This window comes from Sulfuritalea sp., assembly GCF_017302275.1.
GTDB lineage: Bacteria > Pseudomonadota > Gammaproteobacteria > Burkholderiales > Rhodocyclaceae > Sulfuritalea.
Genome location: NZ_JAFLDR010000033.1, coordinates 21,124 through 45,705 on the forward strand (window position 1 = coordinate 21,124; position 24,582 = coordinate 45,705).

Sequence of the window (24,582 nt, forward strand, 5' to 3'; positions counted from 1 at the left end):
CCGTCCATTCGGGCGGCGGCCGTTGCTTTTCAAGGAGAGTCCGAACATGCGTCCCTTATTCACCCTGCTTGCCGGCCTGCTGCTGGCCACTTCCGCCCACGCCCTGAGCCTCGCCGACATTTCCGGCAAAGACGCCGGTGGCGGCCTCAAGGAGGCGCTGACCCAGGGTGCCGCCAAGGCCGTCGACCTGCTCGGCAAACAGGACGGATTCCTCGGCAATCCGAAAGTGAAGATCCCGCTGCCGGAAAGCGTGCAGAAGGTCGAGGGCGTGATGCGCGGGCTGGGCATGGGCAAGCAGGCCGACGAGCTGGTCAACGCCATGAACCGCGCCGCCGAGGCCGCCGTGCCGCAGGCCAGGACCCTGCTGGTGAACTCGATCAAGCAGATGTCGGTACAGGATGCCAAGGGCATTCTCTCGGGCGGCGAGGACGCGGCGACGCAGTACTTCCGCCGCACCACCTCCGGCCCGTTGGCGGAGAAGTTCAAGCCGGTGGTCAAGCAGGCCATGGCCAAGGTCAAGCTGGCGGAGAAGTACGACCGGCTCGCCGGCAAGGCATCGAAATTCGGCCTGGTGCGCGAGCAGGATGCGCAACTGGAAAATTACGTGACGCAGAAGACGCTGGACGGCCTCTACCTGATGATCGCGGAAGAGGAGAAAGCCATTCGCAAGGATCCGGCCGGCGCGGCCGGCAAGCTGGCGCAGAAGGTGTTCGGCGCGCTGAAGTAATTTCGCCGCCGCCAGTCCCAAGAGTCGGCGCTGGCGGTACGCCGATCTCGCCCATGTTCAAGCTCAATCCGGCGCAACTCGAAGCCGTACGCCACCTCGACAGCCCCCTGCTGGTGCTGGCCGGCGCCGGCTCGGGCAAGACGCGCGTCATCACCCAGAAGATCGCCTGGCTGGTCGAGGACTACGGTGTCAAACCGGGCCAGATCGCCGCCATCACCTTCACCAACAAGGCGGCGAAGGAGATGAAGGAGCGCGTCGGCAAGCTCATCGGCGGCCGAGCCGAGGGCCTCATCGTCAGCACCTTCCACGCGCTCGGCGTGCGCATCCTGCGCCAGGAGGCAGGCAAGCTGGGCCTGAAGCCCGGCTTCTCCATCCTCGATGCGGCCGACACCGCGGCGCTCTACCAGGAGCTGGCCGGCAATGTCGACAAACTGCGCCTGCGTGCGCTGCAGTCGCGCGTCTCGTTGTGGAAGAACCAGCTGGTCGAACCCGAGGCCGCGCTGGCCGAGGCTGCCGATGACATCGAGTCGACTGCGGCCACCCTGTATGCCGCGTACGATCGCACCTTGCGCGCCTACCAGGCAGTCGATTTCGACGACCTGATCCGCTTGCCGGTGAAGCTTTTCGGCGAACACGACGAGGTGGCCGAGCGCTGGCGCAGCCGGCTCTGGCACGTGCTGGTCGACGAGTACCAGGACACCAACCGCGGCCAGTACCGCTTGCTGCGCTTGCTGACCCGGGGCCGCGATTCCTTTACCGCGGTGGGCGACGACGACCAGTCGATCTATGCCTGGCGCGGCGCCGACAGCGAGAACCTGCGCCTGCTGAAGGAGGACTATCCCGGCCTCAAGGTGGTCAAGCTGGAGCAGAACTACCGTTCCACGGCGCGCATCCTGCACGCCGCCAACACCCTGATCGCCAACAATCCCAAGCTGTTTGAAAAGAAGCTCTGGTCCGAGCACGGCCAGGGCGAGGCGATCCACGTCCAGAACTGCCGCGACGGCGAGCACGAGGCCGAATGGGTGGTCTCGCGCCTCTCGGCCCACCGCTTCGAGCGACGCACCAATTTTTCCGACTACGCCATCCTCTATCGCGGCAACCACCAGGCGCGCGCCATCGAGCAGCAACTGCGCGCGCAGCGCATCCCGTACGTCATTTCCGGCGGGCAATCTTTTTTCGATCGCGCCGAGGTCAAGGACATCACCTCCTACCTGCGCCTGCTTTCCAACCAGGACGACGATCCGGCCTTCATCCGCGCCGTCACCACGCCGAAGCGCGGCATCGGCGGCACCACCCTGGAAGCCCTGGGTCGCGCCGCCGGCCGTCGCCACCAGAGCCTGTTCGCGGCGATCTACGCTCCGGGCCTGGACGCCGATCTCAACGTCAAGCAGCGCGCGGCGCTCCGCGAGTTCGGCGATTTCATCAAGCGCATGGAAGCGCGCGCGGCGAAGGAAGCGGCCGGCGCGGTGCTCAATGACCTGGTGCGCGCCATCGGCTACGAGAGCTGGCTGTTCGAGTCACTGGAGCCGCGCGAGGCCGAATCCCGCTGGGCCAATGTCAGCGACCTCGTCGCGTGGCTGGAAAAGAAGGGTGTCGAGGAGAGCAGGAACCTGCTCGAACTGGCGCAGTCCGTGGCGCTGCTGTCGATGCTGGACCAGAACGACGGCGAACAGGATGCCGTGCAACTCGCCACCCTGCACGCGGCCAAGGGACTGGAGTTCCGCCACGTCTTCCTGGTCGGCGTCGAGGAGGGCCTGCTGCCGCATCGCGACTCGCTGGAGCCGGGCAAGCTCGAAGAGGAGCGGCGCCTGATGTACGTCGGCATCACCCGTGCCCAGGCCAGCCTGACCGTCAGCCACTGCGAAAAGCGCAAGCAGGGCCGCGAACTGATGCTGCGCGAGCCCTCGCGTTTCATCGTCGAAATGGGTGCCGAGGTCGCCTCGGCCGTACAACAGCGCAACACCGTTCCCGAGCCGGATGCCGCGCGCGCGCGCGCCAGCGCATTGCGCGCCATGCTGGCTGGGAAACGCTGAGCATCATCCGGAAAGCAAAAAGGGACCGCAAGCGGTCCCTTTGGCGTGGCGCGGGGCCGGCCTACTTGGCGGCCGGTTCCTTGAGGTTGCCGCCCGACTTGTTCGCCACGTAGGCGATGGCGCGCGCCAGTTCCGCGTCGTTGGCGTCCGAGGCGCCGCGCGGTGGCATGCCGCCCTTGCCGGCGATCGCCGATTTCATCAGGCCGTCGAGGCCAAGCGCAATGCGCGGCGCCCAGGCCGCCTTGTCACCGAGTTTTGGGGCATTGGCCACGCCCGAATCGTGGCAGGCGCCGCAGACCGCCTTGTAGATCTGTTCGCCGCTGCGGCTGCCCACCGCCGCCGTGGCGGACTCCGCGGCCATTTGCACCCGGGACACCGGCGCGATGCGTTTGTTGGTGGCCTCGTCGGCGTCCTTGGGGCGGCTGCCCATGGCGAAAGCACTTACGGAGAGTACAAGTACGCCCGCCGCGGCGAGGGTACGGCCATTCAAGTGTGCCATGAGCATCTTCCCGAGTGAGTCGAACAGAGGGCGTGATTATAGCGGAATCGCCCGCTGGCATTGGACGCAGGCACCCGAACGCGCTATGCTTCGCCCCCTCCGCGCGCTCGTAGCTCAATGGATAGAGTACTGGCCTCCGAAGCCAGGGGTTGTGGGTTCGATCCCCGCCGAGCGCGCCAGTTTTTGTTTCGTTGATTTTGGCGACCGGCAGTTCCGATCCGCAATCGTCGGCAATTCCAACCCGGTCGCGCCCGATGCCGGGTCAGCGCAGGCTGCGTTCCGGACTCTTGAAAACCTGCTTGCGGTGCCAGTCGAGAAATTCAGGCTGGGGCATGTAATCACTGCTCTGCGGCAGGATCAGGCTGGCGCCGTGATACGCAAGAATCTTTTCCGCCGACTCGTCGCTACCATTGAGGTGCTGGCTGAAGACCATCTGGTAGCTGCGTGGCAGGATGGTGAAGGCGCCGAGATCGAACACCTTATGGTGTAGCGAGCATAGGGCGATGCCGTTGGGGACGACATCCGGCCCGTTGGCCTGAAACCACTTGATGTGCGCCGCTTCGAGCCCTATCGGCTGATGCCCGAGGCGCAGGTTGTGGCCGCAGACGCTGCAGCGGTACTGGTAGGCGAGCAGCACCTTTTCGCGAAACGCCGGATCGCGGCGCCGGATCTGTTCCGGCGTCGATGTGGCTTCCGTCAGGTGCGTCGGCAAGCCCACCGCGGCCAGCACGTCGGGTCGGATCGACTCCGGGAAGTGGGCGTCGACGATGCGCTGGGCGATGGTGGCGACCAGTTGCGGATCGCGCAACAGGTCCGCTCGCAGCGCCGGCGGGAAGCCGCCGCGTACATGGTTGGAGCGCAATTCACCCAGGGTCGGTGTCGCCGATGGCGGCCGGGACAGGATGTCCGGCGGCCCCTCGAGCCGCCACAGGCCGTCGGTCTGCAGGTGCCAGAACGGATGGTGGCGGGAATTCCCCGAACCATCCGGGCCGAATTCGTCGAGCAAGCTTTTCAGACGGGGTTCGGCCTCGTTCCAGTCGATCGTCGCCGTGTCGCCGGCGCCGACTCTTGCGAGCGCGAACAGAACCAGCAGCGGCTTGTGCACCGCGCGCTGGTCACCGCGCTGCCATACGCGCATGCGGTCGAATGTCCGGAGGATCTCGTCGCGCGTCATGGCCAGTATTTGGCTTTTTCCGGCAACACCCAGCGCACGCCGCCGCGCGGGTCGGGGCCGTCTCCGGCGTAGCGCGGGATCAGGTGGATGTGCAGGTGGGCGACGGTCTGCCCGGCGGCGGGGCCGTCGTTGATGCCGATGTTGTAGGCGTCGGGGCGGCGTTCGGCATCGAGCCTGGCCTTGGCTTCGTCCAGCAGGCGCAGCATCTCCTCCCGTTCGGCAGCCGTGGCTTCGAAGAACGAAGCGACATGCCGGCGCGGGATGATCAGCGTGTGTCCGGGCGACACCGGAAAGCCGTCCGTGATCGCGGCGGCGAGGTCGGTTTCGCCGACGATGCGCGTCGGCGCGACGGTGCAGAACGGGCAGGGACGATTCATCCGGGATGGTCCGTGGTCATGTCACCTTCGGCAGGGGCGAACGCGGGTGTGGATTCGGCACACGTGGTAGCGGGCGCTGAGACCCCTGACGTCTCGCTCAGCGGTCGCCCTCCAGCAGCCGTACCAGCGCGTGGATGGCGCGATTGACGGGTGTGGCGATGCCCAGCGCCGCGCCGCGCCGCAGCACGTAGCCGTTGATATGGTCGATCTCGCTCTTCCTGCCGCGCGCCACGTCGTGCGCGGTCGACGATTTCTGCGTCGCCATCGACTGCGCTATGCCGGCCACCGTGGCGCGGATGTCGCCGGGCACCGTGACGCCGTCGGCCTGCGCCACCGCCAGGCATTCGGCGACGATGTCGTCCATCACATCGGCGACGCCTTCGCCCGGCGCGATGCGGCCATAGGGCAGTTGGGTGATCGCCGACAGGCCGTTGTAGACGCAGTTGATGATCAGCTTGGCCCACAGGGCGCCGGCGACGTTGTCGGAGACCGTTACCGGCACGCCGGCCAGGGCGAATTCGGCGACGACCTCGGCGCCGCGCGAGAACGGCCCGATCACCAGTTCGCCGCGCCCGTGGTGGCGCAGGTGGCCCGGCCCGGCCATTTCGGTGGCGACGTAGACCACGGCCGGATGCACAGGTCGCTCCAGTGCCGCCTGCAGGCGCTCGGCATTGTCGTAGCCGTTCTGCAGGCTCAGCACTGTGGCATCGGCTGCGAGGTGCGGCGCCATCTCGGCGGCGGCCTGCGCGGTGTCGGTCGACTTCACGCAGCAAAGCACCATGTCGGCGCCGGCGATGCCGGCCGCGTCGGTGCGGACCGCCACCCTGACGTGTTCCTTGAAGCTCCGGGTCTCCATGTAGAGTCCATCGCGGTTGATGGCGTCCGCATGCTGCTGGCGGCCGATCAGCACCACTTCACGGCCGGCGCGGGCCAGCATGCCACCGTAGTAGCAGCCCACGGCGCCGGCACCGAGTACCGCGGTCTTCATGGCCTCAGCTTCCCAGCCTGACCGCGACGATTCGCTCCGGCAGTTTCCCGCGAATCCTGGCGAACTCCTGGTGGTCGCCGTTCATGAAATCGAGCGCGACCTGCTGAAAGGCGAGGAGGGGCGATGCGTATTCATGGCTGGCGCGTACCTTTGCTGGACCTGCCTCGGACGGGACGAAACCGTGGAAATGCCGGCCCCGCGTTGCGGGGTCATCGATGATTCTAGTATGGGCAAGGCATTTCCGCCTCAGGGCGTGCCAAGCGGCCGCGTACCGATGGGTCTTGCCGCGTCGCCGGCGACCGAAGCAAGTCCCGGCGGGGCGCCGACTTTTGTCCATGGCCGGGATGTCCTCCGGAAATCCCGGCGCCTGCGGCGGCCTCGGATCAGTCACCGGCCGCGCCGCGCACCGCCTTGAAGCGCGCCAGCGTGCGCTCGCGCGCCGCCGCATGGTCCACCACCGGCGCCGGGTAGTCGCGGCCGATGACGACTCCACAGGCGGCCTGTTGCGCCGCATCCATGCGCCATGGCGCGTGGATGAACCGGGCCGGCGCCGCCGCCAGTTCCGGCACGTAGCGACGGATGAAGCGGCCCGCGGGATCGAACTTCTCCGACTGGGTCACGGGATTGAAGATGCGGAACCAGGGCTGGGCGTCGCAACCGGTGGAGGCGGCCCATTGCCAGCCGCCGTTGTTGGCGGCGAGGTCGAAGTCGAGCAGCTTCTCGGCGAACCAGGCTTCGCCCAGGCGCCAGTCGAGACCGAGGTCCTTGCTCAGGAAGCAGGCGGTGACCATGCGCAGCCGGTTGTGCATCCAGCCGGCCTGGTCGAGTTGGCGCATTGCCGCGTCGACCAGCGGGTAGCCGGTGCGCCCGGCCTGCCAGGCGGCGAGCAGGTCGGGTGCGTCATCCCAGCGCAGGGCGTCGAAGTCGGGCTTGAAGCACTGCGTGACCACGCGCGGGTGGTGCCACAGTATCGCGTGGTAGAAGTCGCGCCAGACCAGTTCAGAGAGCCAGGTCTGGGCGCCGCGACCCGGCTGCGACTGCGCGTAGCCGGCGAGCTGGCGGATCGAGATCGTGCCGAAGCGCAGATGGGCGGAAAGGTAGGAGCAGCCCTTCTGCGCGGGGAAGTCGCGTTTCGCGGCGTAGTCGTCGATGCGCTCGGCGAAATCGCGGAACATGGTCTGCGCGCCGCTCATGCCGGTGGGCAGGCGCAGCGCGGCGAGGTCGGTGCTTTCGAAGCCGAGTTCCTCGAGCGTGGGCACGCGCTCGCTGGCGCGCGGCGGCGCCAGCCGCGGGGCGAACGGCTCGACCGGAAAAGCAGTGAGGTCGGCGGCCGCGAGGCGCCGGAGCCAGGCGTTCTTGTAGGGCGTGAATACCGAGAAGGGCCTGCCACCCTGCGTCATGACCTCGTCGCGTTCGAAGATCACCTGGTCCTTGCAGTCGATCCAGCAAGAGTCGGCGGCGGCGACACGGCGTGCGACCTCGGCATCGCGCGCGATCGCCGCCGGCTCGTAGTCGCGGTTGGCCAGCACGGCGGCGACGCCGAGTTCGGCGGCAAGGCGGGGGATTTCCTCGCAAGGATCGCCGTGGCGCACGATCAGGCCGCCGCCCATGGCGCGCAAGGCCGCATCCACTTCCTCGAGCGCGCGCAGGATGAACTCGACGCGTCGGTCGCGGCGTGGCAGGCGGTCGAGGATGGTCGTGTCGAAGACGAAGGCGCAATGCACGCCTTCGAAATCCCGCAGCGCGAGGTGCAGCGCGGCGTGGTCCTGCACGCGCAAGTCGCGACGAAACCAGACGAGGGCAGTGGACATGGGGGTTTTCGGACGGGGACGCTCGGGCACGGGCCGACAGATTACAATGGCGCCACATTCATGGAAACCATCAGCCTCGCCAATCACTTCCTGATCGCCATGCCCGCCATGGCCGACCCGAATTTTTCGCGCACGCTGACCTACATCTGCGAACACAACGCGGATGGCGCCATCGGCATCATCGTCAATCGGCCTATGGACATGAACCTCGCCGGGCTCTTCGACCGCGTCAGCATTCCGCTCGACGACGGTGAGACCGAAGCCCGCTTCGCCGAGCTGCCGGTATATTTCGGCGGCCCGGTGCAGACCGATCGCGGCTTCGTCCTGCATCGCCCGGCCGGGCATTGGCAATCGTCGCTCAACGTCAGCGAGAAGATCGCCCTGACCAGTTCGCGCGACATCCTGCAGTCGATGGGCAGTACCGGCGAGCCCGCCGAAGTGCTGGTCAGCCTCGGCTATGCCGGCTGGACCGCCGGCCAGCTCGAATGGGAACTGTCGCAGAATTCCTGGCTGACCGTCGAAGCCGATCCCGGGATAATCTTCGTGACACCGCCGGAAGAACGCCTGCCGGCCGCGATGCAGCTGCTGGGCGTGGATTTCGCCAGGCTCTCGGATGTGGCCGGACATGCCTGAGGCGGGGGGGGCGGTACTCGCCTTCGATTTCGGCCTGAAGCGGATCGGCGTCGCCATCGGCATGCAAATGGAATCGGGCTGCGCCGGCGCGGCGCGGCCGCTGACCGCCATCGACGGCGAAGCCAGCGACGTGCGCTTCGCCGCGATCGCCGCCCTGATCGCCGAGTGGCAGCCGCGGCGCCTGCTGGTGGGGCGCCCGCTCAACGACGACGGCACGCCGCACGAGATGACGGCGCGCTGCGACCGCTTCGCCAACCAGCTGCGCGGCCGGTTCCACTTGCCGGTCGATGCCGTCGACGAACGCTTCAGCTCGACCGAGGCCGACGCGACGCTGCGCGAGCGCGGGCTGGACTGGCGCCGGCGCAAGCAGCAGGTCGACGCCGAAGCCGCGCTCGTCATCCTCAACAGCTGGTTCCAGACCCATGACCAACCTTCAGCCCATGCAACTGCCTGACGCCGAAGCACTCTGTTCCGCCCTCGCCGAGGCCATGCGGCCGTGCGTCGATTCCGGGCGTACCGCGCTGGTCGGCATCCACACCGGCGGCGTCTGGGTCGCCGAACGCCTGCACGCCGCGCTGGGCCTGAAGATTCCTTCCGGGTCGATGGACGTGTCCTTCTATCGCGACGATTTCAACCAGCGGGGGTTGCACGCGAATGCGCGGGCCTCGCACATCCCCTTCGACGTCGAGGGCGCCCATGTGGTGATCGTCGACGACGTGCTTTACACCGGACGCACCATCCGTGCCGCAATGAACGAACTGTTCGATTTCGGCCGCCCGGCGCGGATCGACCTTGCCGTGCTGACGGATCGCGGGGGCCGCGAACTGCCCATCGCGCCGACCTTCTGCCCGCATGCCATGAGCCTGCCGCCGGCGCAGATGCTGGCGCTGGAGCGCGCGGCCGACGGCGGGCTGTCCTTCCGGGTGATGGAGAAATGAATTTCATGTCCGCCGGCGGCAACCCCCAGTTGAACAAGCATGGCGAACTCAACCACCTGCTGACCATCGAGGGCCTGCCACGCGAAGTACTGGCGCGCATCCTCGATACCGCCGCGCCATTTTCCGAGGTTGCCGAGCGCGAGGTGAAGAAGGTGCCGCTGTTGCGCGGCAAGAGCGTGTTCAACCTGTTCTTCGAGAATTCGACGCGTACCCGCACCACTTTCGAAATCGCCGCCAAGCGGCTGTCCGCCGACGTCATCAACCTCAACATCAGCACCTCGTCGGCCAACAAGGGCGAAACCCTGCTCGACACCGCGGACAACCTCGCCGCGATGCAGGCCGACATGTTCGTCGTGCGCCACGCGTCAAGCGGCGCGCCCTACCTGATCGCGCAGCACCTGGCCGCCACCGGGCGCGACCACATTCATGTCGTCAATGCCGGCGACGGTCGCCATGCGCACCCGACGCAGGGCCTGCTCGACATGTACACCATCCGCCACTACAAGAAGGATTTCAGCCAGCTCACGGTCGCCGTGGTCGGCGACGTGCTGCATTCGCGCGTGGCGCGCAGCCAGATCCACGCGCTGACCACGCTGGGCGTACCCGAAGTGCGCGTGATCGCGCCCAAGACCCTGCTGCCGACGGGCATCGAGCGCCTCGGCGTGCGGGTGTTCAACGACATGCGCGAGGGCCTGCGCGGCGTCGATGTGGTGATGATGCTGCGCCTGCAGAACGAACGCATGCAGGGCGCGCTGCTGCCTTCGACGCAGGAATACTTCAAGTCCTACGGGTTGACGCCGGAGAAGCTGGCGCTGGCCAAGCCCGACGCCATCGTCATGCATCCGGGGCCGATGAACCGCGGCGTCGAAATCGATTCCGCCGTCGCCGACGGCAGCCAGGCCGTGATCCTGCCGCAGGTCACCTTCGGCATCGCGGTGCGAATGGCAGTGATGGTCATGCTGGCGGGAAATTGAACCCGATGGCGTCGCAATACGAGCTAATGCTCGCTCAATACAAAAGCGGGGCCCAGCGCGCCCGCGTCTTCAGCGAGTCGTGGGTGGAGGCAAATCTGAATTGTCCCAAGTGTAACCATCGTCTTTCGCGGACCAGGAACAACACAATGGCGCGAGACTTCACCTGCGAGAGTTGCAGGGCGGGGTTTGAGCTGAAAAGCAAGAAGGGACTTTTTGGCGCAATCGTGCCGGATGGCGCCTATGATTCGATGGTTTCGTCGATTCGCTCAGACCAAAGGCCACATCTGCTGTTGCTGAATTACACGCAGGACTATCGAGTACAAAGCGTTGCGGCGGTTCCGCGCCAATTTCTCGTCGAAGAGATTGTTATTCCGCGGAGGCCGTTGGGGGCTCACTGTCGCCGCGCGGGTTGGCGAGGATGTAATCTGAATATTGGAATGCTACCGCCCGACGGGCGCGTGTGTTGCGTTACGGACTTCAAGGCGGAGCCTACAGAGCGAGTTCGCGCAGCTTGGACGCGCTCAGAGTTCTTGGACGAATATCGAAGTTCGCAACGCGGCTGGATTACCTTAACGATGTCGCTAGTGCGACGAATCGGAACTGAGACGTTCTCGCTTCGGGACGTGTATGCGCTAGAAAGTGAGGCCCAATTGGCCTTTCCTGACAACTTGCATGTTCGAGAGAAGCTGCGCCAGCAACTTCAGGTGCTCCGCGATAAAGGGTGGCTAGAGTTCTTGTCGCGGGGAACGTATCGCTTGACCCATGGTGTGCCCCCACAATGACTTCCAGCCTTTTCCCGTCTCCTGAATGCCGCCCAGGCCCCACACAAAAGAATCGACCACGTGTATTAGTGATCGTTTCGGGCGGCGTCGCCGAGTTTGTTGCCGACACCGGAGTGGAAGTCGCGGTCTTCGACTGGGACAACTATCGAGCCGATCCGGTTGGCACTCCGATCCCATCAGCCCTATTTGCCGACATGGCTAACGATTGCGATATTCCGGTTTCAAATTCTTAGCATTTTGACGCCATGAAAATCCACATCAAGAACGGTCGCCTGATCGACCCGGCCAGCAACACCGACAAGCCGCTCGACCTGTTCATCGGTGCCGGGCGCATTGTCGGCATCGGCACGGCGCCGGCCGGTTTCGAGCCCAACAGCGTGCTCGACGCGACGGGCTGCGTCGTCTGTCCCGGATTGGTCGACCTCGCGGCACGCTTGCGCGAGCCGGGCTTCGAATACCGCGCCACGCTGGAATCCGAAATGGCGGCGGCGGCGGCGGGCGGTGTGACGTCCCTGGCCTGTCCGCCGGACACCGATCCGGTGCTGGACGAACCCGGCCTGGTGGAAATGCTGACCCATCGCGCGCGCCTGCCCGAGTTTGCCCACGTCCATCCGGTGGGCGCACTGACCGCACAACTCGAAGGCAAGGCGCTGACCGAGATGGCGGAATTGAGCGAGGCCGGCTGCGTCGCCTTCGGCCAGGCCAATCGCGCCATTGTCGATACCCAGGTCCTGCTGCGCGCCATGATGTACGCGGCGACCTTCGATTTCCCGGTCTGGCTTCAGGCGCAGGACCCATTCCTGGCGAAGAAGGGCGTCGCCCATGACGGTGAGGTCGCTGCCCGCCTCGGCCTCGCCGGCATCCCGGTGGCGGCCGAAACCATCGCCCTGGCGACCATCCTGCACCTGGCCCGCGAGACCGGCGCGCGCGTGCATGTGACGCGTGTTTCCTCGGCGGCGGGTGTCGACATGATCGTCGCGGCGCGTGCCGCCGGCATCGGCGTGACCTGCGACGTGGCGGTGCACCACCTGCACCTGTGCGAGGTCGATATCGGCTTCTTCAATGCCCATGCCCGGCTCGACCCGCCGCTGCGTTCGGTCCGGGACCGCGATGCCTTGCGTGCGGGACTGGCCTCGGGCGCGATCGACGCGCTGTGCTCCGACCATACGCCGGTCGATGATGACGGCAAGCAGATGCCCTTCGACGAAGCGGAAGTCGGCGCCACCGGACTCGAACTCCTGTTGCCGCTGACCCTGAAGTGGGCGCGGGAAATGAAGCTGCCGCTGACCACCGCGCTGGCCCGGGTGACCTCCGATCCGGCGCGCATCCTCGGCGTCAAGGCCGGCAGCCTGGGCGTCGGCGCCGCCGCCGACATCTGCGTCTTCGATCCGGTGGCGGAATATGCCGTCACGCGCGAGAACCTGCGCAGCCAGGGCAAGAACACGCCCTTCCTCGGCGTCGAGTTTCCCGGCCGCGTGCGCTACACGCTGATCGATGGCCACCTGGCCTTCGACGGCACGCTCGCCTGACAGCGGCGCTCCTTCCGCGACCGCACTGCCGCAATCCGGAACCGCCTTCCCGCGGCGGCGTGAAATAGGTCACGCCATAGGCCGAACGGACTATCGTGGAATCGCGCCGAGGCCCGAACGGACTATTGCCGAATTTCCCGCCACGCCTAGGATGACGAGCAAGGGCAGTGGAATCGGTTCAAGGTGACGAGTTCCAGACCGCCTGAGCACCCCGACAGACAGGAGGCGATCATGTCCCAATCACGCAATCTTCTGATTTCTGGCTATTCAGGCCAGCCCTTGCATCTTGCGCAGTACCGGCCCGTTGACCACGGGAGCTACCATGAACCCGAACGTTCCGGCGTGGTGGTGCGCAACCTGGACGACATCGGCCATGCGGTGGATGTCGGCCATGTTCCGGATTTCTGGAAGCCCTGCGAAGACTGGACCCTGGACTGAGTCCGGTCCGGGCGCGGGACGGGGCAGGCGCCGACGCAAGGCTGCCGTCTCGACACCCGTGGAATTCAGGGGAGCACCGACACCATGAACATGCAGCTGGCCATCGATAACGAACCGATCCGGTCCCGCGCGAGCGCGATTCCAGGGCTGCGCAGGCTGGCCGATACCGTTCGCCAGCATCTGGCCGCCGGCCGTACCCGCGACGCCGGGCTTTTCATGCGCGAACAGCGCTTGCCGCCGATCGCGCTGGGGTATGTGGCTGCCTGTCTGGCAAGGCAGGGCGTCAAGCAAAAGGATATCGAGGCGGCGCTGTTGTACTGAGCCGGCCCGGCCTCCGGCATCAGTCCGCGATCGCGAAGACCCGCTTGACCCGCGTCGCATCGACGCCGCCCACGCGCACCCGCTTGGCCCGCGACGACTCGCCGCCGAGCAGATCGACAGCGGTCTTGGCGATGCCGAGGCGGTCGGCAAGAAACCTCACCAGGCAAGCATTCGCCTTGCCGTCCACCGGCGGTGCGGCGAGCTTGATCTTCAGGGCATCGCCGTGGGGTCCGGCGACCTCCGTCGTCTTCGCTCCGGGCTGGACGTGCAGGCGCAGGATTACGCCATCGCCGTCGGCCAGAAGCCAGCTCATTGCATGAGCATCAGCGGCATCACGCTGTGGCGCAGGCTCGCGATCACGAACAGGGCGATCTGCAGCACCAGCAGCAGCGCCAGCGGCGACAGGTCAACGCCGCCGACCGGCGGAATGATGCGGCGGAACGGGCGCAGCAGGGGGCGGGTCAGCGTGTTGAAGACGTCGGCCAGCGGCGCATGGGGATTGACCCAGGAAAACACCGCCGACACCAACACCGCGCCGAATACAAGGTAAAGCCCCAACTTGGCCACTTCCAGGAGTGCCAGCGCCGCGACCACGAGAGTCGGCGCTGGCGACACGGCGGCCAGCACGCCGCTGAAGCCCAGCGCCACGCCCTGGTAGGCCACCTGCCACAGCCAGGCCAGCAGCAGGCTCGCCATGTCGAGACCGAACAGGCCGGGCACCAGGCGGCGCACCGGGCGCACCATCCAGTCGGTCACGGCGACCACGAACTGTCCCAGCGGATTGCGGAAGGGAGTGCGCGCCCACTGCATGGCGAAGCGCACCAGCAGCGCCAGCGACAGGAAGCCGCAGATGCTGTCGAGGACGAAGAGGAGGATCTGGACCAGCATCGCTGCGCCTTAAGCCGGCCAAGCCGGAACCCAACAGGGAAGGCTTCGATGAAGAACCCTGATGCTTGGCCGGAAAGGCGAATTGAAGGCCCGCCCCTCCCATCCTCCCCTCACGGGGAGGTGACTGATTGGCTCGCTTCGCTCGAAGTTCTTTGCAGGATGCGTCATGATTTGGCCTTCAGTGACTAATCTTTGCCCAGCACGTCGCCGAGTTCGCGGCCGCGCGAATCGGCGGCGAGGATGCCCTTGGCGATGGCGCCGGCGATGTCGCTGGCGGCGAAGGACAGCAGCGCGGCCTCGGTGGTGCCGCCCTTCGAGGTCACCCGCTCGCGCAGGGTGGATATCGATTCGCTGCTCTGCTCGGCCAGGCGCGCGGCACCGATGAAGGTTTCTATACTCAATTGGCGCGCGGTGGCGGCATCGAAGCCGAGCTGGATACCGGCCGCCTCCATCGCTTCGAGGAAATAGAAGACATAGGCCGGGCCGCTGCCCGACATGGCGGTAACGGCGTCCATCTGCGTCTCGTCGGCGATCCAGACCGTGCGGCCCACCGCCTGCAGCACTTTCTCGGCGTGGGCGCGGCCGTCGCGATCCACGCTCGGGTCGGCGCACAGCGCCGTGATGCCGGCGCCGATCAACGCCGGGGTATTGGGCATGGTGCGCACCAGGTTCGCGTAGCCACCCATCCAGCGCGACATGTCGGCCATGCGCAGGCCGGCGGCGATGCTGACCACCAGTTGCGTGCCCAGTTTGCCGCGCAAGGGGGCGACCGCCTCCCGCATCTGCTGCGGCTTGACCGCCAGCACCAGCACTTCGCAGTCCAGCGTGGCGGCATCGACCGCGGCCGTACAGCGCACGCCGAAGGCTTCGGTGAGCTTCTCGCGCGATGCGGCGAAGGGCTCCACCACCTGGATGCCGGCGGCGGAGAACCCTTGCTTGCGCAGGCCGCCGATCAGGGCGACGGCCATGTTGCCGCCGCCGATGAAGGTGATTTTCATGGTGTGTATTGCCTCTGTCCGAAAATTGCCGTGCCAATGCGCACGATGGTGGCACCTTCCATTATCGCTGCTTCGAGGTCATGGCTCATGCCCATCGACAAGGTGTCCAGCGCAAGGCCGGCGTCGCGATCGATCGTTTCCAGCGTCCGACGCAACAGGCCGAACTGGCGCCGTTGCAGTTGCATGTCGTCGGTGGGCTCGGGTATCGCCATCAGGCCGCGCAGCCGCAAATTCGGCAAGGCGCCGATGGCGACGGCCAGTTCGCGAGCCTCCTGCGGCGTGCAGCCGCCCTTCGACGCTTCGCCGGAGACATTCACCTGCAGGCACACCTGCAGCGGCGCCATGCCCGCCGGGCGCTGCGCGGCAAGCCGCTGCGCCACCTTGAGGCGGTCGATCGAATGCACCCAGGCGAAGTGCGCGGCCACCGGCCGCGTCTTGTTGCTCTGCAGGGGGCCGATGAAATGCCATTCCAGGTCGCAGTCGGCCAGTTCGGCGGACTTGTCGAGCGCTTCCTGCACGTAGTTTTCGCCGAAGGCGCGCTGACCGGCCGTGACCGCCCGGCGCAGGCTGGCCGCCGGCCAGGTTTTCGAAACCGCGAGCAATTGCACCGAATCGGGCGCGCGCCCGGCGGCAAGGCAGGCGGCGGAAATGCGCGCACGCACGGCTTGCAAGTTGGCGGCGATTGATGTCATATAGCGTCTGCAAAGTATATCGCAGCCCAACTACAGGAAAGCGCTCATGGATATCACAGAACTGCTCACCTTCGTGGTCAAGAACAAGGCATCCGACCTGCACCTTTCCGCCGGCCTGCCGCCGATGATTCGCGTCCATGGCGACGTGCGCAAGATCAACCTGCCGCCGATGGAACACAAGGACGTGCACGCGATGATCTACGACATCATGAACGACGGTCAGCGCAAGATCTATGAGGAAGTCCTCGAATGCGACTTCTCCTTCGCGATCCCGAACCTCGCGCGCTTCCGCGTCAACGCCTTCGTCCAGAACCGCGGCGCGGCAGCCGTGATGCGGACCATTCCGTCGAAGATCCTGACGCTGGAAGAGCTCAAGTGCCCGAAGATCTTCGAGGAACTGGCCGACCAGCCACGCGGACTGGTGCTGGTCACCGGGCCGACCGGTTCGGGCAAATCGACCACGCTGGCGGCGATGGTGAATCACAAGAACGAAAACGAGTACGGCCACATCCTCACCGTCGAGGACCCGATCGAATTCGTCCATGAAACCAAGAAGTGCCTGATCAACCAGCGCGAGGTCGGCCCGCACACGCTGTCCTTCAACAACGCCCTGCGCTCGGCGCTGCGCGAAGACCCGGACGTGATCCTGGTCGGGGAAATGCGCGACCTGGAAACCATCCGGCTGGCCATGTCCGGCGCCGAGACCGGCCACCTGGTGTTCGGTACGCTGCATACCTCGTCGGCGGCGAAGACCATCGACCGCATCATCGACGTCTTCCCCGCGGCGGAAAAGGAAATGATCCGCGCCATGCTGTCGGAATCATTGAAGGCGGTCATCTCGCAGACGCTGTGCAAGACCATGGACGGCACCGGCCGCGTCGCCGCGCACGAGATCATGGTGGGCACGCCGGCAATCCGCAACCTGATCCGCGAGGCCAAGGTGGCGCAGATGTATTCGGCGATCCAGACCGGCCAGCAATTCGGCATGCAGACGCTGGACCAGAACCTGCAGGACCTGGTCAAGAAGAAGGTCATCTCGCCCGTCGAGGCGCGCAGCAAGGCCGCGAATAAAGACAATTTCCCGGTCTGATGACCGGGTAATTGTCTTTATCGCAATAAGGGGCCCGCCCCCTCCCGGCCTCCCCCTCGCGGGGGAGGTGACAAAGTTAGAGCCGCTGGCGCGGCTGTCGTACGAAGAAACAACCGGAGATTGACTCATGGAACGCGATGAAGGCCTGAAGTTCATGTACCAGCTGCTGACGATGATGATGCAGAAGAAGGGTTCCGACCTCTTCATCACCGCCGGCTTTCCGCCCGCCATGAAGATCGACGGCAAGATGACGCCGGCCACCACCCAGCCCCTGTCGCCGCAGCACACGCAGGAACTGGCGCGCGCGATCATGAACGACAAGCAGGCCGCCGAGTTCGAGGCGACCAAGGAATGCAACTTCGCCATTTCGCCCGCCAGCATCGGGCGCTTCCGCGTAAATGCCTTCGTCCAGCAGGGCCGCGTCGGCATCATCATGCGCACCATCAACGTCCAGATCCCCGAGTTCGAGGACCTCAAGCTGCCGCCGGTGCTGAAGGACGTCTCGATGACCAAGCGCGGGCTGGTGCTGTTCGTCGGCGGCACGGGCTCGGGCAAGTCGACCTCGCTCGCGGCGATGATCGGCTACCGCAACCAGAACAGCTACGGCCACATCATCACCATCGAGGACCCGGTGGAGTACGTGCATGACCACCGCAACTGCGTCATCACGCAGCGCGAGGTCGGCGTCGATACCGACTCCTGGGAAATCGCGCTGAAGAACACCCTGCGCCAAGCGCCGGACGTGATCCTGATCGGCGAAATCCGCGATCGCGAGGTCATGGAGCACGCCATCGCCTTCGCCGAAACCGGCCACCTGGCGATGGGCACGCTGCACGCCAACAACGCCAACCAGGCCATCGACCGCATCATCAATTTCTTCCCCGAGGAACGCCGCCCGCAGCTGCTGATGGACCTCTCGCTCAACCTCAAGGCCATCGTTTCCCAGCGACTGATCCCGGTCAAGGAAGGCAAGGGGCGCGCCGCCGCGGTCGAGGTCCTGCTCAACTCGCCGCTGATCGCCGACCTGATCTTCAAGGGCGAGGTCCATGGCATCAAGGAAATCATGAAGAAGTCGAAGGAGCTCGGCATGAAGACCTTCGACATGGCGCTGTTCGACCTGTTCGAGGAGGGTCGCATCAGCTACGACGACGCGCTTCGCTTCGCCGACTCGATGAACGAAGTGCGCCTCATGATCAAGCTGCACAGCAAGGAATCGCAGGACATGGACCGCAACGCCGGGATCCAGCACCTCGACATCGTCTGAAAAGACATGAGGCCCGGCCATGAGGGACCTCAATAGCCACGGGGTACCCATCGTCGCGGGGATATCCCAAGCAGTGCCTGTTGAGTCGGCGTTCGTGAACCTGAAACCACCGTTCGGGCCGAGCCGTCGGCTTGCCGGACGGGCGAAGCACCGCGCGCCCCTCCTTCGACAGGCTCGGAACGATCGGAAAGGCAGGCTCAGGCGGAACCTTCATGCCGATCGCAGCGGGCTCGACAAGGGAGATCGGGGGGGCTGCCGGGACAGCGGGTCCAGTGCTTGCAGGCCGCGAGGCCGCCAGTGAGCAACCGTCAGGACGACGCGCGAAGGCTGGCGGAACCCGCGCTGTTGATGGCGCTGGGGGAGGGCGATCTTCCGGGCTGGGCGGAAGCCCTTACATCCCTTGGCTCCGCGTTTTCCGACATCCTGGCGAAGCAGGGCGAAGTCGGCTGGGAGGAGGTCGCGAAGTTGCTTGCCGCGCGTTACGAGGAACTCACGCCAAACCTGACGGATTCGCAGAGCTCATACGTCTCCACGCTGGCCAGGTTCGGGTGCCTCGATCTGCTGCCGGAAATCGCCGACCTGATCCGCGCACGCACCGGCTCGACGTCGGCGGACGCAGCCCGGACGGCGTCGAGCAGCGGGGGGGCATTCGCCGACTTCACCTTCATCGATATCGACGCCAAAGCGACCTCATCGCCCCCGCAAAGGGTCGAGGCCAAGGCGGCGATCGAGTCGATCGAACACCTGACGAAGAAGATTTGCGGCACCTGGGGGTCGCGCGAACTGGATGCCTTCCTCAATACGCTGATCGTCGATTCGCGCGACGGCGGGCGCAAGGGGTTGCCATGGGAGGCGGCGAGCGACGTCATGTTCCTGATCGACCTGAATCGCTCGGTACGTGCGCTGGACATGGCGAAAGTGTGTGGGATCCGATTCGACGAGGCCTTTCGCCGGGTCCAGGCAGCCGATGTAGGAATCAACGTCGGCGGCGACGCGTGGAGCAACCCGATCTCGTCGCGCGATGCACTCGGCCGGCAGGGGCCTGCCCCGACGGCGGACCGTCAGCGAGACCGCGCCGGCCCGGACTGGCAGGGGAGCCTGCTGAAGCGCGTTATCGATCTCTTGATGATGCTGGCGACCAACAAGTATCTGATTGCCGTGATTGTGCTTATCCTGTTGGCGAAGTTGTACTTCAAGTGATCCCGTCCGATGGCGCGCGCCGTGCCGGCGACCATCGGAAAACCGTAAAGCCGGCCTACCTCCGAGTGATCTGACTTTCGGAGCCTGGGGATTCGGAAACATTTACCTCTCCACCCTCGCCTCGCGGCAATGCCGTCGCCACACGCTGCTCAGCCCCCTTCAGTCCCCCGTTCGCGGCGGTTGCCGCCGGCGACGATTTCGATGTTGTAGAGGCGGCATTCGAGCGCGCCGTTGAAGAGCGGGATCTTGCGCGAGGTTTGCAGGCGGATCAGTTTCGGCAGGCGCGTGTCGGCGGAGAGGAACCAGCAGCTCCAGCCGGCGAAATGCTGCTTGAGGGCATTGCCCAGCGCCGGATAGAAGGCGGCGAGTTCTTCTTCGCTGCCCAGGCGTTCGCCGTAGGGCGGGTTGGCCACCAGCACGCCGGCCGGGGCGGGGGCGGTGCGGCTCAGCAGGTCGGCCCTTTCCAGCGTGACGAGGTCGTCCAGCCCGGCACCGGCTAGGTTCTGCCGCGTGCGCGCGACGGCGTCGGCGTCGATGTCACTGCCATACAGCGGCAGCGCGCGCGCCTCGCGGCGGCGCTCGGCGGCGGCGCGCTGCAACGTGCGCCAGAGGCCGGCATCGAAGGACTTGAGGTGTTCGAAGCCGAAGTCGCCCGGCTCGCGCGAGAGGCCGGGCGCGTCGTCGAGCGCCATCTGCGCCGCTTCGAGCAGGAAGGTGCCGCTGCCGCACATCGGGTCGAGCAGGGCGGTGCCGGGCTGCCAGCCGGAAAGGCGCAGGATGCCGGCGGCGAGGTTTTCCTTGAGTGGCGCGCCGACCTTGGCCAGCTTGTGGCCGCGCACGTAAAGCGGTTCGCCCGAGGTGTCGAGGTAGAGCGTGGCCTGGTCGGCGGTGATGAAGAGGTGGATGCGCACCTCGGGGTTCTTCGTATTGACGCTGGGGCGGCGCCCGGTGTCGGCGCGGAAGCGGTCGCAGACGGCATCCTTGACCTTGAGCGTGATGAACTCGATGCTCTTCAGCGGCGAACGGATCGCCGTGACATAGACGCGGATCGATCGATCGACCGAGAACAGCCGCGTCCAGTCGATGTCGTGGGCCAGTCGGTAGATGTCGGCTTCGTTGCGATAGGCGCCGCGCGCGACGCGCCACAGCACGCGCGTCGCGATGCGCGATTCGAGGTTGATGCGGTAGCCGGTGTCGATGCCGCCGCTGCAACTGGCCCCGCCCGGCACCGTCGCCACCTCCTTGCCGCCGGCTTGGACGAGGTCTTCCGCGAGCAGCGCTTCGAGGCCGCGCGGGCAGGTGGCGAAATAGTGGTTCACGGCGGGAGTCCTGTGGCGGTCGACGCCGACATTATCGTTGCAATTGGTTTGGTCCGAGTGCATCGGAACGGCTTGGATCGCCGTGTCGCCAGCGCCGACTCTTGATGTTCCGTCATTCCGGCGAAAGCCGGAATCCAGAAGCAATGCAAGGTCGCCGGGACTCGCCCCGGCGGGCGAGGTACTTTCTTGCTGCGCGGCAAGAAAGTACCCAAAGAAGCGCGCCCCGCTTCCACGGCCTGACGGCGGAGGGCTCGCCAGAGGCTCGCCCGTTCGCGCGGCGCAAGGCCAATCAATCGGCCTTGCGAAAACCCGCGCCCACCCCTCTCTGCGGAAGGCCCGCCGGGCCGGTCGCTAAACTAGCCGGCCTAAAAGCGGCCGGCGTCGAACAAAGTGCCCGGACTTCCCCCGGCGAACCTTCCTCGCTCGGCGGGTCAGAGGAGAAGGAAGACCGTCGCATTGCGGCTGCGGTGCAGAAAGAAGGCCGGAGGTCGATGAGTTGGAACATCCGTTCTGTGCCCTAAGCGGAAGTTAGTCGCTTGGGAAAGCAGAAGTTCAAAGTTCGACATGAGTGGCGTCCAAAAGGCGCAGTCGTTTTGACGTCCGCTCGATTGAAGGTTTTAGCCAAGTCAGGAAGCCCCTCGGCTCTGCCGGGGTGACAGTAGCAGTTTGACATTTTCTGGAGTGCCGGAATCTGCTGTTGCAGGATTGCATATGTTCGCGGCGGTTGTTTCACGGGGTTCTCGACTTTGGATTGCGATAAGCCCCCTTTGAGGGGGCCGCAATCCCGAAAGCCCCCGGCTTTGCCGGGGGATGGTTACGCTGCCCTTCACTCACATGCATGTTAGACCAACGAGAGGCTGCGCCAATATTCTTGAACGAGCGTTGCGCAGGTTAGGTCATTTCGGAGCTGAATCGGGCCAATGTTCAGCCCTGTGTGAGATGAAAGCTCATCGGCGACCACTTTGCAGTCGCTTGGGGAGATCCCAAACGCGCTACCAAAGACGCCCTGCGTGGTCTTTTTCATCGATGATCCACTGGTGCCGAATAGCAGTTCCATGTTCAGACGATGAAAGGCGAAGCCGAGGAAAACTAGGCGCTTCGTATCAGCGACAGTGGCGCGAATTGAATCGATGTCGCTGACAGTCGGGTCGGTACCTTCAGTGAAGGTTCTGAGCTGTTGCGACACGGTGACCAACTCATTGACATGTATGTCGGCTCCGAAGTCAATCGAGGCTTGCCGCCGCATCCATGGAAGACTGCCAACCATACCGTATGGGTGGTGAACCTCCAGGTTTGTGAGTAGCTCAGCGGACTTATCAGCACTGGAGCCGTAGTAGTTCTGGATTGCGTTGAATAGATAGTGCTCGAAGCATCGGTCGTAGTTGAACGTAATGACTCCGACGCTGCGAAGGCGCGCCGGCAAATCTTCAGCGCGGCAATTCTCAGTGAGCAGTTGGAAGAAGCTGTTGAACCAAGTCTTGGCGTTCCTCGCGAAGTCGAGCTTGTTGTGGATGTTTCTCCCATTGATGGTCAGGGTACTCTTCCCCTCAGCCGCCAGAATCGCCCGGGCAATCGCCAGCTTGCCGCAAACGGCGATCTTCGGCTCATCAGCATGGCAGTCAATGAAGTTGTCGATTGATATCGCTTGTGGCATCGCATCGCGGATGCGCCAGCACATGTGCACGAACGGATTGATATTCCTGGTTTGCTCCTTCTCTTTGGACGCGATCAGGCGAAGTGCCTCTGCGATTTTGTAGTCACCGCTCGCTTGCCGAAGCCCGTGCTCGAAGCGTATGTCAAGCAAGCGGCCAATGTCGGACTTGAGTTCCGTTCCGATTGGAAGGCTCACCTCCTTGCTTGCACCTGCACCGAGCACTAGGACCAGAGACTTCACTGTTGAATACTCCAAGCTGTGCGACGCATAGTGGTTTCTGTGCAGCCTAACAAAGCGCGGAGGGCATCCAAGAGCTGCGCGTAGCGCTGCATCTCGGGCTGTCCGGTGACTGATGGGTTAGCCATAATGAGCCTTGCGATGGCAGTTTGGACAAACCGCGATGGCATTTTCGACGGTGTCCTCCCCACCGTCAGCCAACTGCTTGACGTGGTGAGCTTCCAAGTACGGTTCGCCGTCCGATTTCTTGAGAAACGGCGCCGGTTTCTTGCAAGCTTGGCAGACCCCTTTTGCGCGTGAAAGAACTTCTGCAACAACGTCAGGGTTTCGTTGAAATACTCGCTGGATGACAAACTGCTCCGGCGCATGCGCCGAAGCCTTGCTTAGCCGCTCCCTTCTGCGAGCTGGATCTGCGAGAGACCAACGAACGGCGTCCTCAAAGTGGTCTCCAACTTCATCTGCGGTAGTCACATCCACAACTATGAACCCGATGCTTGTTAGCTCGCGCTTGGCGTCATTGGTATGAAAACGTGGTGGAGGAAGCTCAGTAGCTAGCGAGTAGATGAGCTTGAGCGGGTAGAGTCGCGAGGAATTTCCTTGGACGAACCACCGTTTCGGTTTCCGATGCGAAGAAGGACGATCACCTTTTTCAAAGCGCCGAAACGCAGCGAGAATTTGGGTTCGTGTGACCACGCGGAGTTCCTTATAGCTAACGTGAAACGGGCAGAAATGTTGCAGGGCTTCGCAGACGGCTTGTTGCAGAACCTGGAACACACGTCAAGCAAAATGTCCGCTTATCAAAGGATTCGGCAAGTCGACTTACTATTGTGCCAACTAAACTCTCCCGAAAATCCTGCATGAAGAAAGATCCAAGTCACATACTACTCCATGCCGAATGACTGCTATGGGGATAGCTATTGAATGACGGGAAGTGGCCGGAAGGAGCTGCCGCGTTTCTTTGGCTACTTTCTTGCCGCGCAACAGGAAAGTACCTCGCTCGCCGGGGCGAGTCCCGGCATGTCCCATCGAAGCTGGATTCCCGCATACGCGGGAATGACGTCAAAAGTCGGCGCTGACGCTACGGCAATCCAAGTGAGGCGAGGTGGTTTCCCGCACTCACGGTTCAGAAAGGCTTCAGCACCACGAGGTAGCAGACGGCGACCAGCGCCAGCACCGGCACCTCGTTGAAGAAGCGGAACCATACGTGGCTCTTGATCGAACTGCCACCGGTGAATTCGGCGAGCAGCATGCCGCACCAGGCGTGGTAGGCGGCCAGCCCGATCACCAGCGCAGTCTTGGCGTGCAGCCAGCCGCCCGTGAAGCCGTAGCCGAACCACAGCCAGAGGCCGAGCGCCACGGCAAGCACGCCGAGCGGGGTCATGAAGCGGAACAGCTTGCGCGCCATCAGCAGCAGGCGCTCGCGTTCGGCCACGCTGTCGGCGGGAACCATGGCGAGGTTCACGAAGATGCGCGGCAGGTAAAAGAGTCCGGCGAACCAGCTGGTGACGAAGACGATGTGAAAGGTTTTTACCCAGAGCATGGCGTCATTCCCTGTTTCGCGGCGGCGATGCCGTCGTGCACGGTCGGATAGCGCAGGCGCAGTCGCAGCTCGCGCTTCATGCGGGCGTTGTCGAGCCGGCGTGATTCGCTCATGAACGACCACTGCATCGCCGGTACCGCGCGGCGCACTTCCTCGCGCGGCAGGCGCCGGGCGCGCGGCAGGGCGAAGGCGTCGGCCAGCGCGTCGAACCATTCGCCCATCGCCAGCGCCGAGTCGTCGCTGATGTTGTAGGCGCGGTTGGGTCGCGCGCGGGCCAGCGCGGCGATGCAGGCGCGCCCTAGGTCCTCGGCGTGGATGTGGTTGGTGTGGCTATCGTCGGCGTGCAGCATCAGCGGCAGCCCGCGCTGCAGGCGCTCCAGCGGCAGCCGGTCGCCGGCATAGATGCCCGGCGCGCGCAGGATGCTGACCTGGCAGCGGCGCCCGCGCTGGCGACCGAAGCGGCGCAGGCGGCGTTC

General features: G+C 65.0%; 26 protein-coding genes, 1 tRNA gene and 1 pseudogene. 14 read left to right on the top strand and 14 right to left on the bottom strand.

Translation table 11 applies throughout. From position 1 onward, the window contains the following. Positions 1-46 precede the first annotated feature (46 nt). Positions 47-727, top strand: a complete 681-nt coding sequence (locus J0M27_RS16000; RefSeq protein ID WP_294993825.1) for a DUF4197 domain-containing protein — start codon at positions 47-49, stop codon at positions 725-727. A gap of 53 nt (positions 728-780) precedes the next feature. Beyond that, positions 781-2,760, top strand: a complete 1,980-nt coding sequence (locus J0M27_RS16005) for a UvrD-helicase domain-containing protein (RefSeq protein ID WP_294993828.1) — start codon at positions 781-783, stop codon at positions 2,758-2,760. Between the two features lie 61 nt (positions 2,761-2,821). On the opposite strand, the gene J0M27_RS16010 is transcribed toward J0M27_RS16005, so the two are convergent. Next, positions 2,822-3,259, bottom strand: a complete 438-nt coding sequence (locus tag J0M27_RS16010; protein WP_294993831.1) for a c-type cytochrome — start codon at positions 3,257-3,259, stop codon at positions 2,822-2,824. Positions 3,260-3,362: 103 nt separating this feature from the next. Here J0M27_RS16010 and J0M27_RS16015 point away from each other — a divergent pair. Continuing rightward, a tRNA-Arg gene (locus J0M27_RS16015) sits at positions 3,363-3,438 on the top strand. An 83-nt stretch (positions 3,439-3,521) separates the two neighbouring features. Here J0M27_RS16015 and J0M27_RS16020 read toward each other — a convergent pair. The 4 genes from J0M27_RS16020 to J0M27_RS16035 form a co-directional block, all read right to left on the bottom strand. Further along, the gene (locus J0M27_RS16020) at positions 3,522-4,433 is read right to left on the bottom strand and encodes a phosphorothioated DNA-binding restriction endonuclease (protein ID WP_294993834.1); all 912 of its coding nucleotides are present in this window, start codon (positions 4,431-4,433) and stop codon (positions 3,522-3,524) included. After that, complete coding sequence (locus J0M27_RS16025) at positions 4,430-4,810, bottom strand: HIT family protein (protein WP_294993837.1); 381 nt, start codon at positions 4,808-4,810, stop codon at positions 4,430-4,432. The genes J0M27_RS16020 and J0M27_RS16025 overlap by 4 nt, the downstream gene beginning before the upstream one ends. 97 nt (positions 4,811-4,907) lie before the next feature. After that, complete coding sequence (locus J0M27_RS16030) at positions 4,908-5,798, bottom strand: 2-dehydropantoate 2-reductase (RefSeq protein WP_294993840.1); 891 nt, start codon at positions 5,796-5,798, stop codon at positions 4,908-4,910. Positions 5,799-6,181: 383 nt separating this feature from the next. Beyond that, entirely contained in the window at positions 6,182-7,609 is a 1,428-nt protein-coding gene (locus J0M27_RS16035) for a deoxyribodipyrimidine photo-lyase (RefSeq protein WP_294993843.1), read from the bottom strand. Between the two features lie 60 nt (positions 7,610-7,669). Between J0M27_RS16035 and J0M27_RS16040 the strand changes: the two genes are divergently transcribed. The 8 genes from J0M27_RS16040 (at position 7,670) to J0M27_RS16070 (ending at position 13,224) form a co-directional block, all read left to right on the top strand. Beyond that, positions 7,670-8,242 (top strand): YqgE/AlgH family protein, encoded by a 573-nt coding sequence (locus tag J0M27_RS16040; RefSeq protein ID WP_294993846.1) that lies wholly within the window; start codon positions 7,670-7,672, stop codon positions 8,240-8,242. After that, entirely contained in the window at positions 8,235-8,696 is a 462-nt protein-coding gene (gene ruvX, locus J0M27_RS16045; protein ID WP_294993849.1) for a Holliday junction resolvase RuvX, read from the top strand. The genes J0M27_RS16040 and ruvX overlap by 8 nt, the downstream gene beginning before the upstream one ends. After that, on the top strand, positions 8,683-9,180 hold the full coding sequence (pyrR, locus tag J0M27_RS16050; RefSeq protein WP_294993906.1) for a bifunctional pyr operon transcriptional regulator/uracil phosphoribosyltransferase PyrR: 498 nt from the start codon (positions 8,683-8,685) through the stop codon (positions 9,178-9,180). Before ruvX ends, pyrR begins: the two co-directional genes overlap by 14 nt. A 5-nt stretch (positions 9,181-9,185) precedes the next feature. Beyond that, positions 9,186-10,154, top strand: a complete 969-nt coding sequence (locus J0M27_RS16055; RefSeq protein WP_294993908.1) for an aspartate carbamoyltransferase catalytic subunit — start codon at positions 9,186-9,188, stop codon at positions 10,152-10,154. Positions 10,155-10,180: 26 nt separating this feature from the next. Then, positions 10,181-10,936: a DpnI domain-containing protein gene (locus tag J0M27_RS21400; RefSeq protein WP_365962968.1), complete on the top strand. Its 756-nt coding sequence runs from the start codon at positions 10,181-10,183 to the stop codon at positions 10,934-10,936. Positions 10,937-11,181: 245 nt separating this feature from the next. Then, positions 11,182-12,465, top strand: a complete 1,284-nt coding sequence (locus J0M27_RS16060; protein ID WP_294993852.1) for a dihydroorotase — start codon at positions 11,182-11,184, stop codon at positions 12,463-12,465. A 231-nt stretch (positions 12,466-12,696) separates the two neighbouring features. Beyond that, positions 12,697-12,903 (top strand): hypothetical protein, encoded by a 207-nt coding sequence (locus J0M27_RS16065; RefSeq protein WP_294993855.1) that lies wholly within the window; start codon positions 12,697-12,699, stop codon positions 12,901-12,903. Positions 12,904-12,987: 84 nt separating this feature from the next. Beyond that, on the top strand, positions 12,988-13,224 hold the full coding sequence (locus J0M27_RS16070) for a hypothetical protein (RefSeq protein WP_294993858.1): 237 nt from the start codon (positions 12,988-12,990) through the stop codon (positions 13,222-13,224). A gap of 19 nt (positions 13,225-13,243) precedes the next feature. On the opposite strand, the gene J0M27_RS16075 is transcribed toward J0M27_RS16070, so the two are convergent. From J0M27_RS16075 to J0M27_RS16090, 4 genes are all read right to left on the bottom strand, one after another. Beyond that, positions 13,244-13,537, bottom strand: a complete 294-nt coding sequence (locus J0M27_RS16075) for a DUF167 family protein (RefSeq protein ID WP_294993861.1) — start codon at positions 13,535-13,537, stop codon at positions 13,244-13,246. Further along, on the bottom strand, positions 13,534-14,112 hold the full coding sequence (locus J0M27_RS16080) for a YggT family protein (RefSeq protein ID WP_294993864.1): 579 nt from the start codon (positions 14,110-14,112) through the stop codon (positions 13,534-13,536). The genes J0M27_RS16075 and J0M27_RS16080 overlap by 4 nt, the downstream gene beginning before the upstream one ends. A 185-nt stretch (positions 14,113-14,297) precedes the next feature. After that, a complete protein-coding gene (gene proC / locus J0M27_RS16085) occupies positions 14,298-15,110 on the bottom strand; it encodes a pyrroline-5-carboxylate reductase (protein WP_294993867.1) in 813 nt (270 codons plus the stop codon). After that, positions 15,107-15,802 (bottom strand): YggS family pyridoxal phosphate-dependent enzyme, encoded by a 696-nt coding sequence (locus tag J0M27_RS16090; RefSeq protein WP_294993870.1) that lies wholly within the window; start codon positions 15,800-15,802, stop codon positions 15,107-15,109. The genes proC and J0M27_RS16090 overlap by 4 nt, the downstream gene beginning before the upstream one ends. A gap of 46 nt (positions 15,803-15,848) precedes the next feature. On the opposite strand from J0M27_RS16090, the gene J0M27_RS16095 reads away from it, so the two are divergent. The 3 genes from J0M27_RS16095 to J0M27_RS16105 all read left to right on the top strand — a co-directional run bounded on the left by J0M27_RS16095 (position 15,849) and on the right by J0M27_RS16105 (position 19,356). Beyond that, positions 15,849-16,892 carry a type IV pilus twitching motility protein PilT gene (locus tag J0M27_RS16095; protein ID WP_294993872.1) on the top strand — a complete coding sequence of 348 codons (1,044 nt, stop codon included), beginning with the start codon at positions 15,849-15,851 and terminating at the stop codon, positions 16,890-16,892. A 127-nt stretch (positions 16,893-17,019) separates the two neighbouring features. Continuing rightward, positions 17,020-18,156, top strand: a complete 1,137-nt coding sequence (locus J0M27_RS16100; RefSeq protein WP_294993875.1) for a PilT/PilU family type 4a pilus ATPase — start codon at positions 17,020-17,022, stop codon at positions 18,154-18,156. Positions 18,157-18,453: 297 nt separating this feature from the next. Next, positions 18,454-19,356 (top strand): hypothetical protein, encoded by a 903-nt coding sequence (locus J0M27_RS16105; protein ID WP_294993878.1) that lies wholly within the window; start codon positions 18,454-18,456, stop codon positions 19,354-19,356. A gap of 149 nt (positions 19,357-19,505) precedes the next feature. On the opposite strand, the gene J0M27_RS16110 is transcribed toward J0M27_RS16105, so the two are convergent. From J0M27_RS16110 to J0M27_RS16130, 5 genes and pseudogenes are all read right to left on the bottom strand, one after another. Next, positions 19,506-20,675 (bottom strand): THUMP domain-containing protein, encoded by a 1,170-nt coding sequence (locus tag J0M27_RS16110; RefSeq protein ID WP_294993881.1) that lies wholly within the window; start codon positions 20,673-20,675, stop codon positions 19,506-19,508. Positions 20,676-21,516: 841 nt separating this feature from the next. Beyond that, positions 21,517-22,569, bottom strand: a complete 1,053-nt coding sequence (locus J0M27_RS16115) for a hypothetical protein (RefSeq protein ID WP_294993884.1) — start codon at positions 22,567-22,569, stop codon at positions 21,517-21,519. 117 nt (positions 22,570-22,686) lie between these two features. Next, complete coding sequence (locus J0M27_RS16120) at positions 22,687-23,340, bottom strand: HNH endonuclease signature motif containing protein (RefSeq protein ID WP_294993887.1); 654 nt, start codon at positions 23,338-23,340, stop codon at positions 22,687-22,689. A gap of 349 nt (positions 23,341-23,689) precedes the next feature. Further along, entirely contained in the window at positions 23,690-24,106 is a 417-nt protein-coding gene (locus J0M27_RS16125; RefSeq protein WP_294993889.1) for a CopD family protein, read from the bottom strand. Beyond that, a pseudogene (locus J0M27_RS16130) lies at positions 24,094-24,582 on the bottom strand (SDR family NAD(P)-dependent oxidoreductase); the annotation flags it as partial. The gene J0M27_RS16125 and the pseudogene J0M27_RS16130, both read right to left, overlap by 13 nt.

Bases quoted from the DNA above. Each gene is read 5' to 3' on its own strand.
- proC (WP_294993867.1), bottom strand. From the start codon at position 15,110: ATGAAAATCACCTTCATCGGCGGCGGCAACATGGCCGTCGCCCTGATC.
- J0M27_RS16035 (WP_294993843.1), bottom strand. From the start codon at position 7,609: ATGTCCACTGCCCTCGTCTGGTTTCGTCGCGACTTGCGCGTGCAGGAC.
- J0M27_RS16010 (WP_294993831.1), bottom strand. From the start codon at position 3,259: ATGGCACACTTGAATGGCCGTACCCTCGCCGCGGCGGGCGTACTTGTA.
- ruvX (WP_294993849.1), top strand. From the start codon at position 8,235: ATGCCTGAGGCGGGGGGGGCGGTACTCGCCTTCGATTTCGGCCTGAAG.
- J0M27_RS16005 (WP_294993828.1), top strand. From the start codon at position 781: ATGTTCAAGCTCAATCCGGCGCAACTCGAAGCCGTACGCCACCTCGAC.
- J0M27_RS16040 (WP_294993846.1), top strand. From the start codon at position 7,670: ATGGAAACCATCAGCCTCGCCAATCACTTCCTGATCGCCATGCCCGCC.
- J0M27_RS16030 (WP_294993840.1), bottom strand. From the start codon at position 5,798: ATGAAGACCGCGGTACTCGGTGCCGGCGCCGTGGGCTGCTACTACGGT.
- J0M27_RS16095 (WP_294993872.1), top strand. From the start codon at position 15,849: ATGGATATCACAGAACTGCTCACCTTCGTGGTCAAGAACAAGGCATCC.
- J0M27_RS16125 (WP_294993889.1), bottom strand. From the start codon at position 24,106: ATGCTCTGGGTAAAAACCTTTCACATCGTCTTCGTCACCAGCTGGTTC.
- J0M27_RS21400 (WP_365962968.1), top strand. From the start codon at position 10,181: ATGCTCGCTCAATACAAAAGCGGGGCCCAGCGCGCCCGCGTCTTCAGC.
- J0M27_RS16000 (WP_294993825.1), top strand. From the start codon at position 47: ATGCGTCCCTTATTCACCCTGCTTGCCGGCCTGCTGCTGGCCACTTCC.
- J0M27_RS16060 (WP_294993852.1), top strand. From the start codon at position 11,182: ATGAAAATCCACATCAAGAACGGTCGCCTGATCGACCCGGCCAGCAAC.
- J0M27_RS16070 (WP_294993858.1), top strand. From the start codon at position 12,988: ATGAACATGCAGCTGGCCATCGATAACGAACCGATCCGGTCCCGCGCG.
- J0M27_RS16075 (WP_294993861.1), bottom strand. From the start codon at position 13,537: ATGAGCTGGCTTCTGGCCGACGGCGATGGCGTAATCCTGCGCCTGCAC.
- pyrR (WP_294993906.1), top strand. From the start codon at position 8,683: ATGCAACTGCCTGACGCCGAAGCACTCTGTTCCGCCCTCGCCGAGGCC.
- J0M27_RS16065 (WP_294993855.1), top strand. From the start codon at position 12,697: ATGTCCCAATCACGCAATCTTCTGATTTCTGGCTATTCAGGCCAGCCC.
- J0M27_RS16100 (WP_294993875.1), top strand. From the start codon at position 17,020: ATGGAACGCGATGAAGGCCTGAAGTTCATGTACCAGCTGCTGACGATG.
- J0M27_RS16025 (WP_294993837.1), bottom strand. From the start codon at position 4,810: ATGAATCGTCCCTGCCCGTTCTGCACCGTCGCGCCGACGCGCATCGTC.
- J0M27_RS16020 (WP_294993834.1), bottom strand. From the start codon at position 4,433: ATGACGCGCGACGAGATCCTCCGGACATTCGACCGCATGCGCGTATGG.
- J0M27_RS16080 (WP_294993864.1), bottom strand. From the start codon at position 14,112: ATGCTGGTCCAGATCCTCCTCTTCGTCCTCGACAGCATCTGCGGCTTC.
- J0M27_RS16055 (WP_294993908.1), top strand. From the start codon at position 9,186: ATGTCCGCCGGCGGCAACCCCCAGTTGAACAAGCATGGCGAACTCAAC.
- J0M27_RS16090 (WP_294993870.1), bottom strand. From the start codon at position 15,802: ATGACATCAATCGCCGCCAACTTGCAAGCCGTGCGTGCGCGCATTTCC.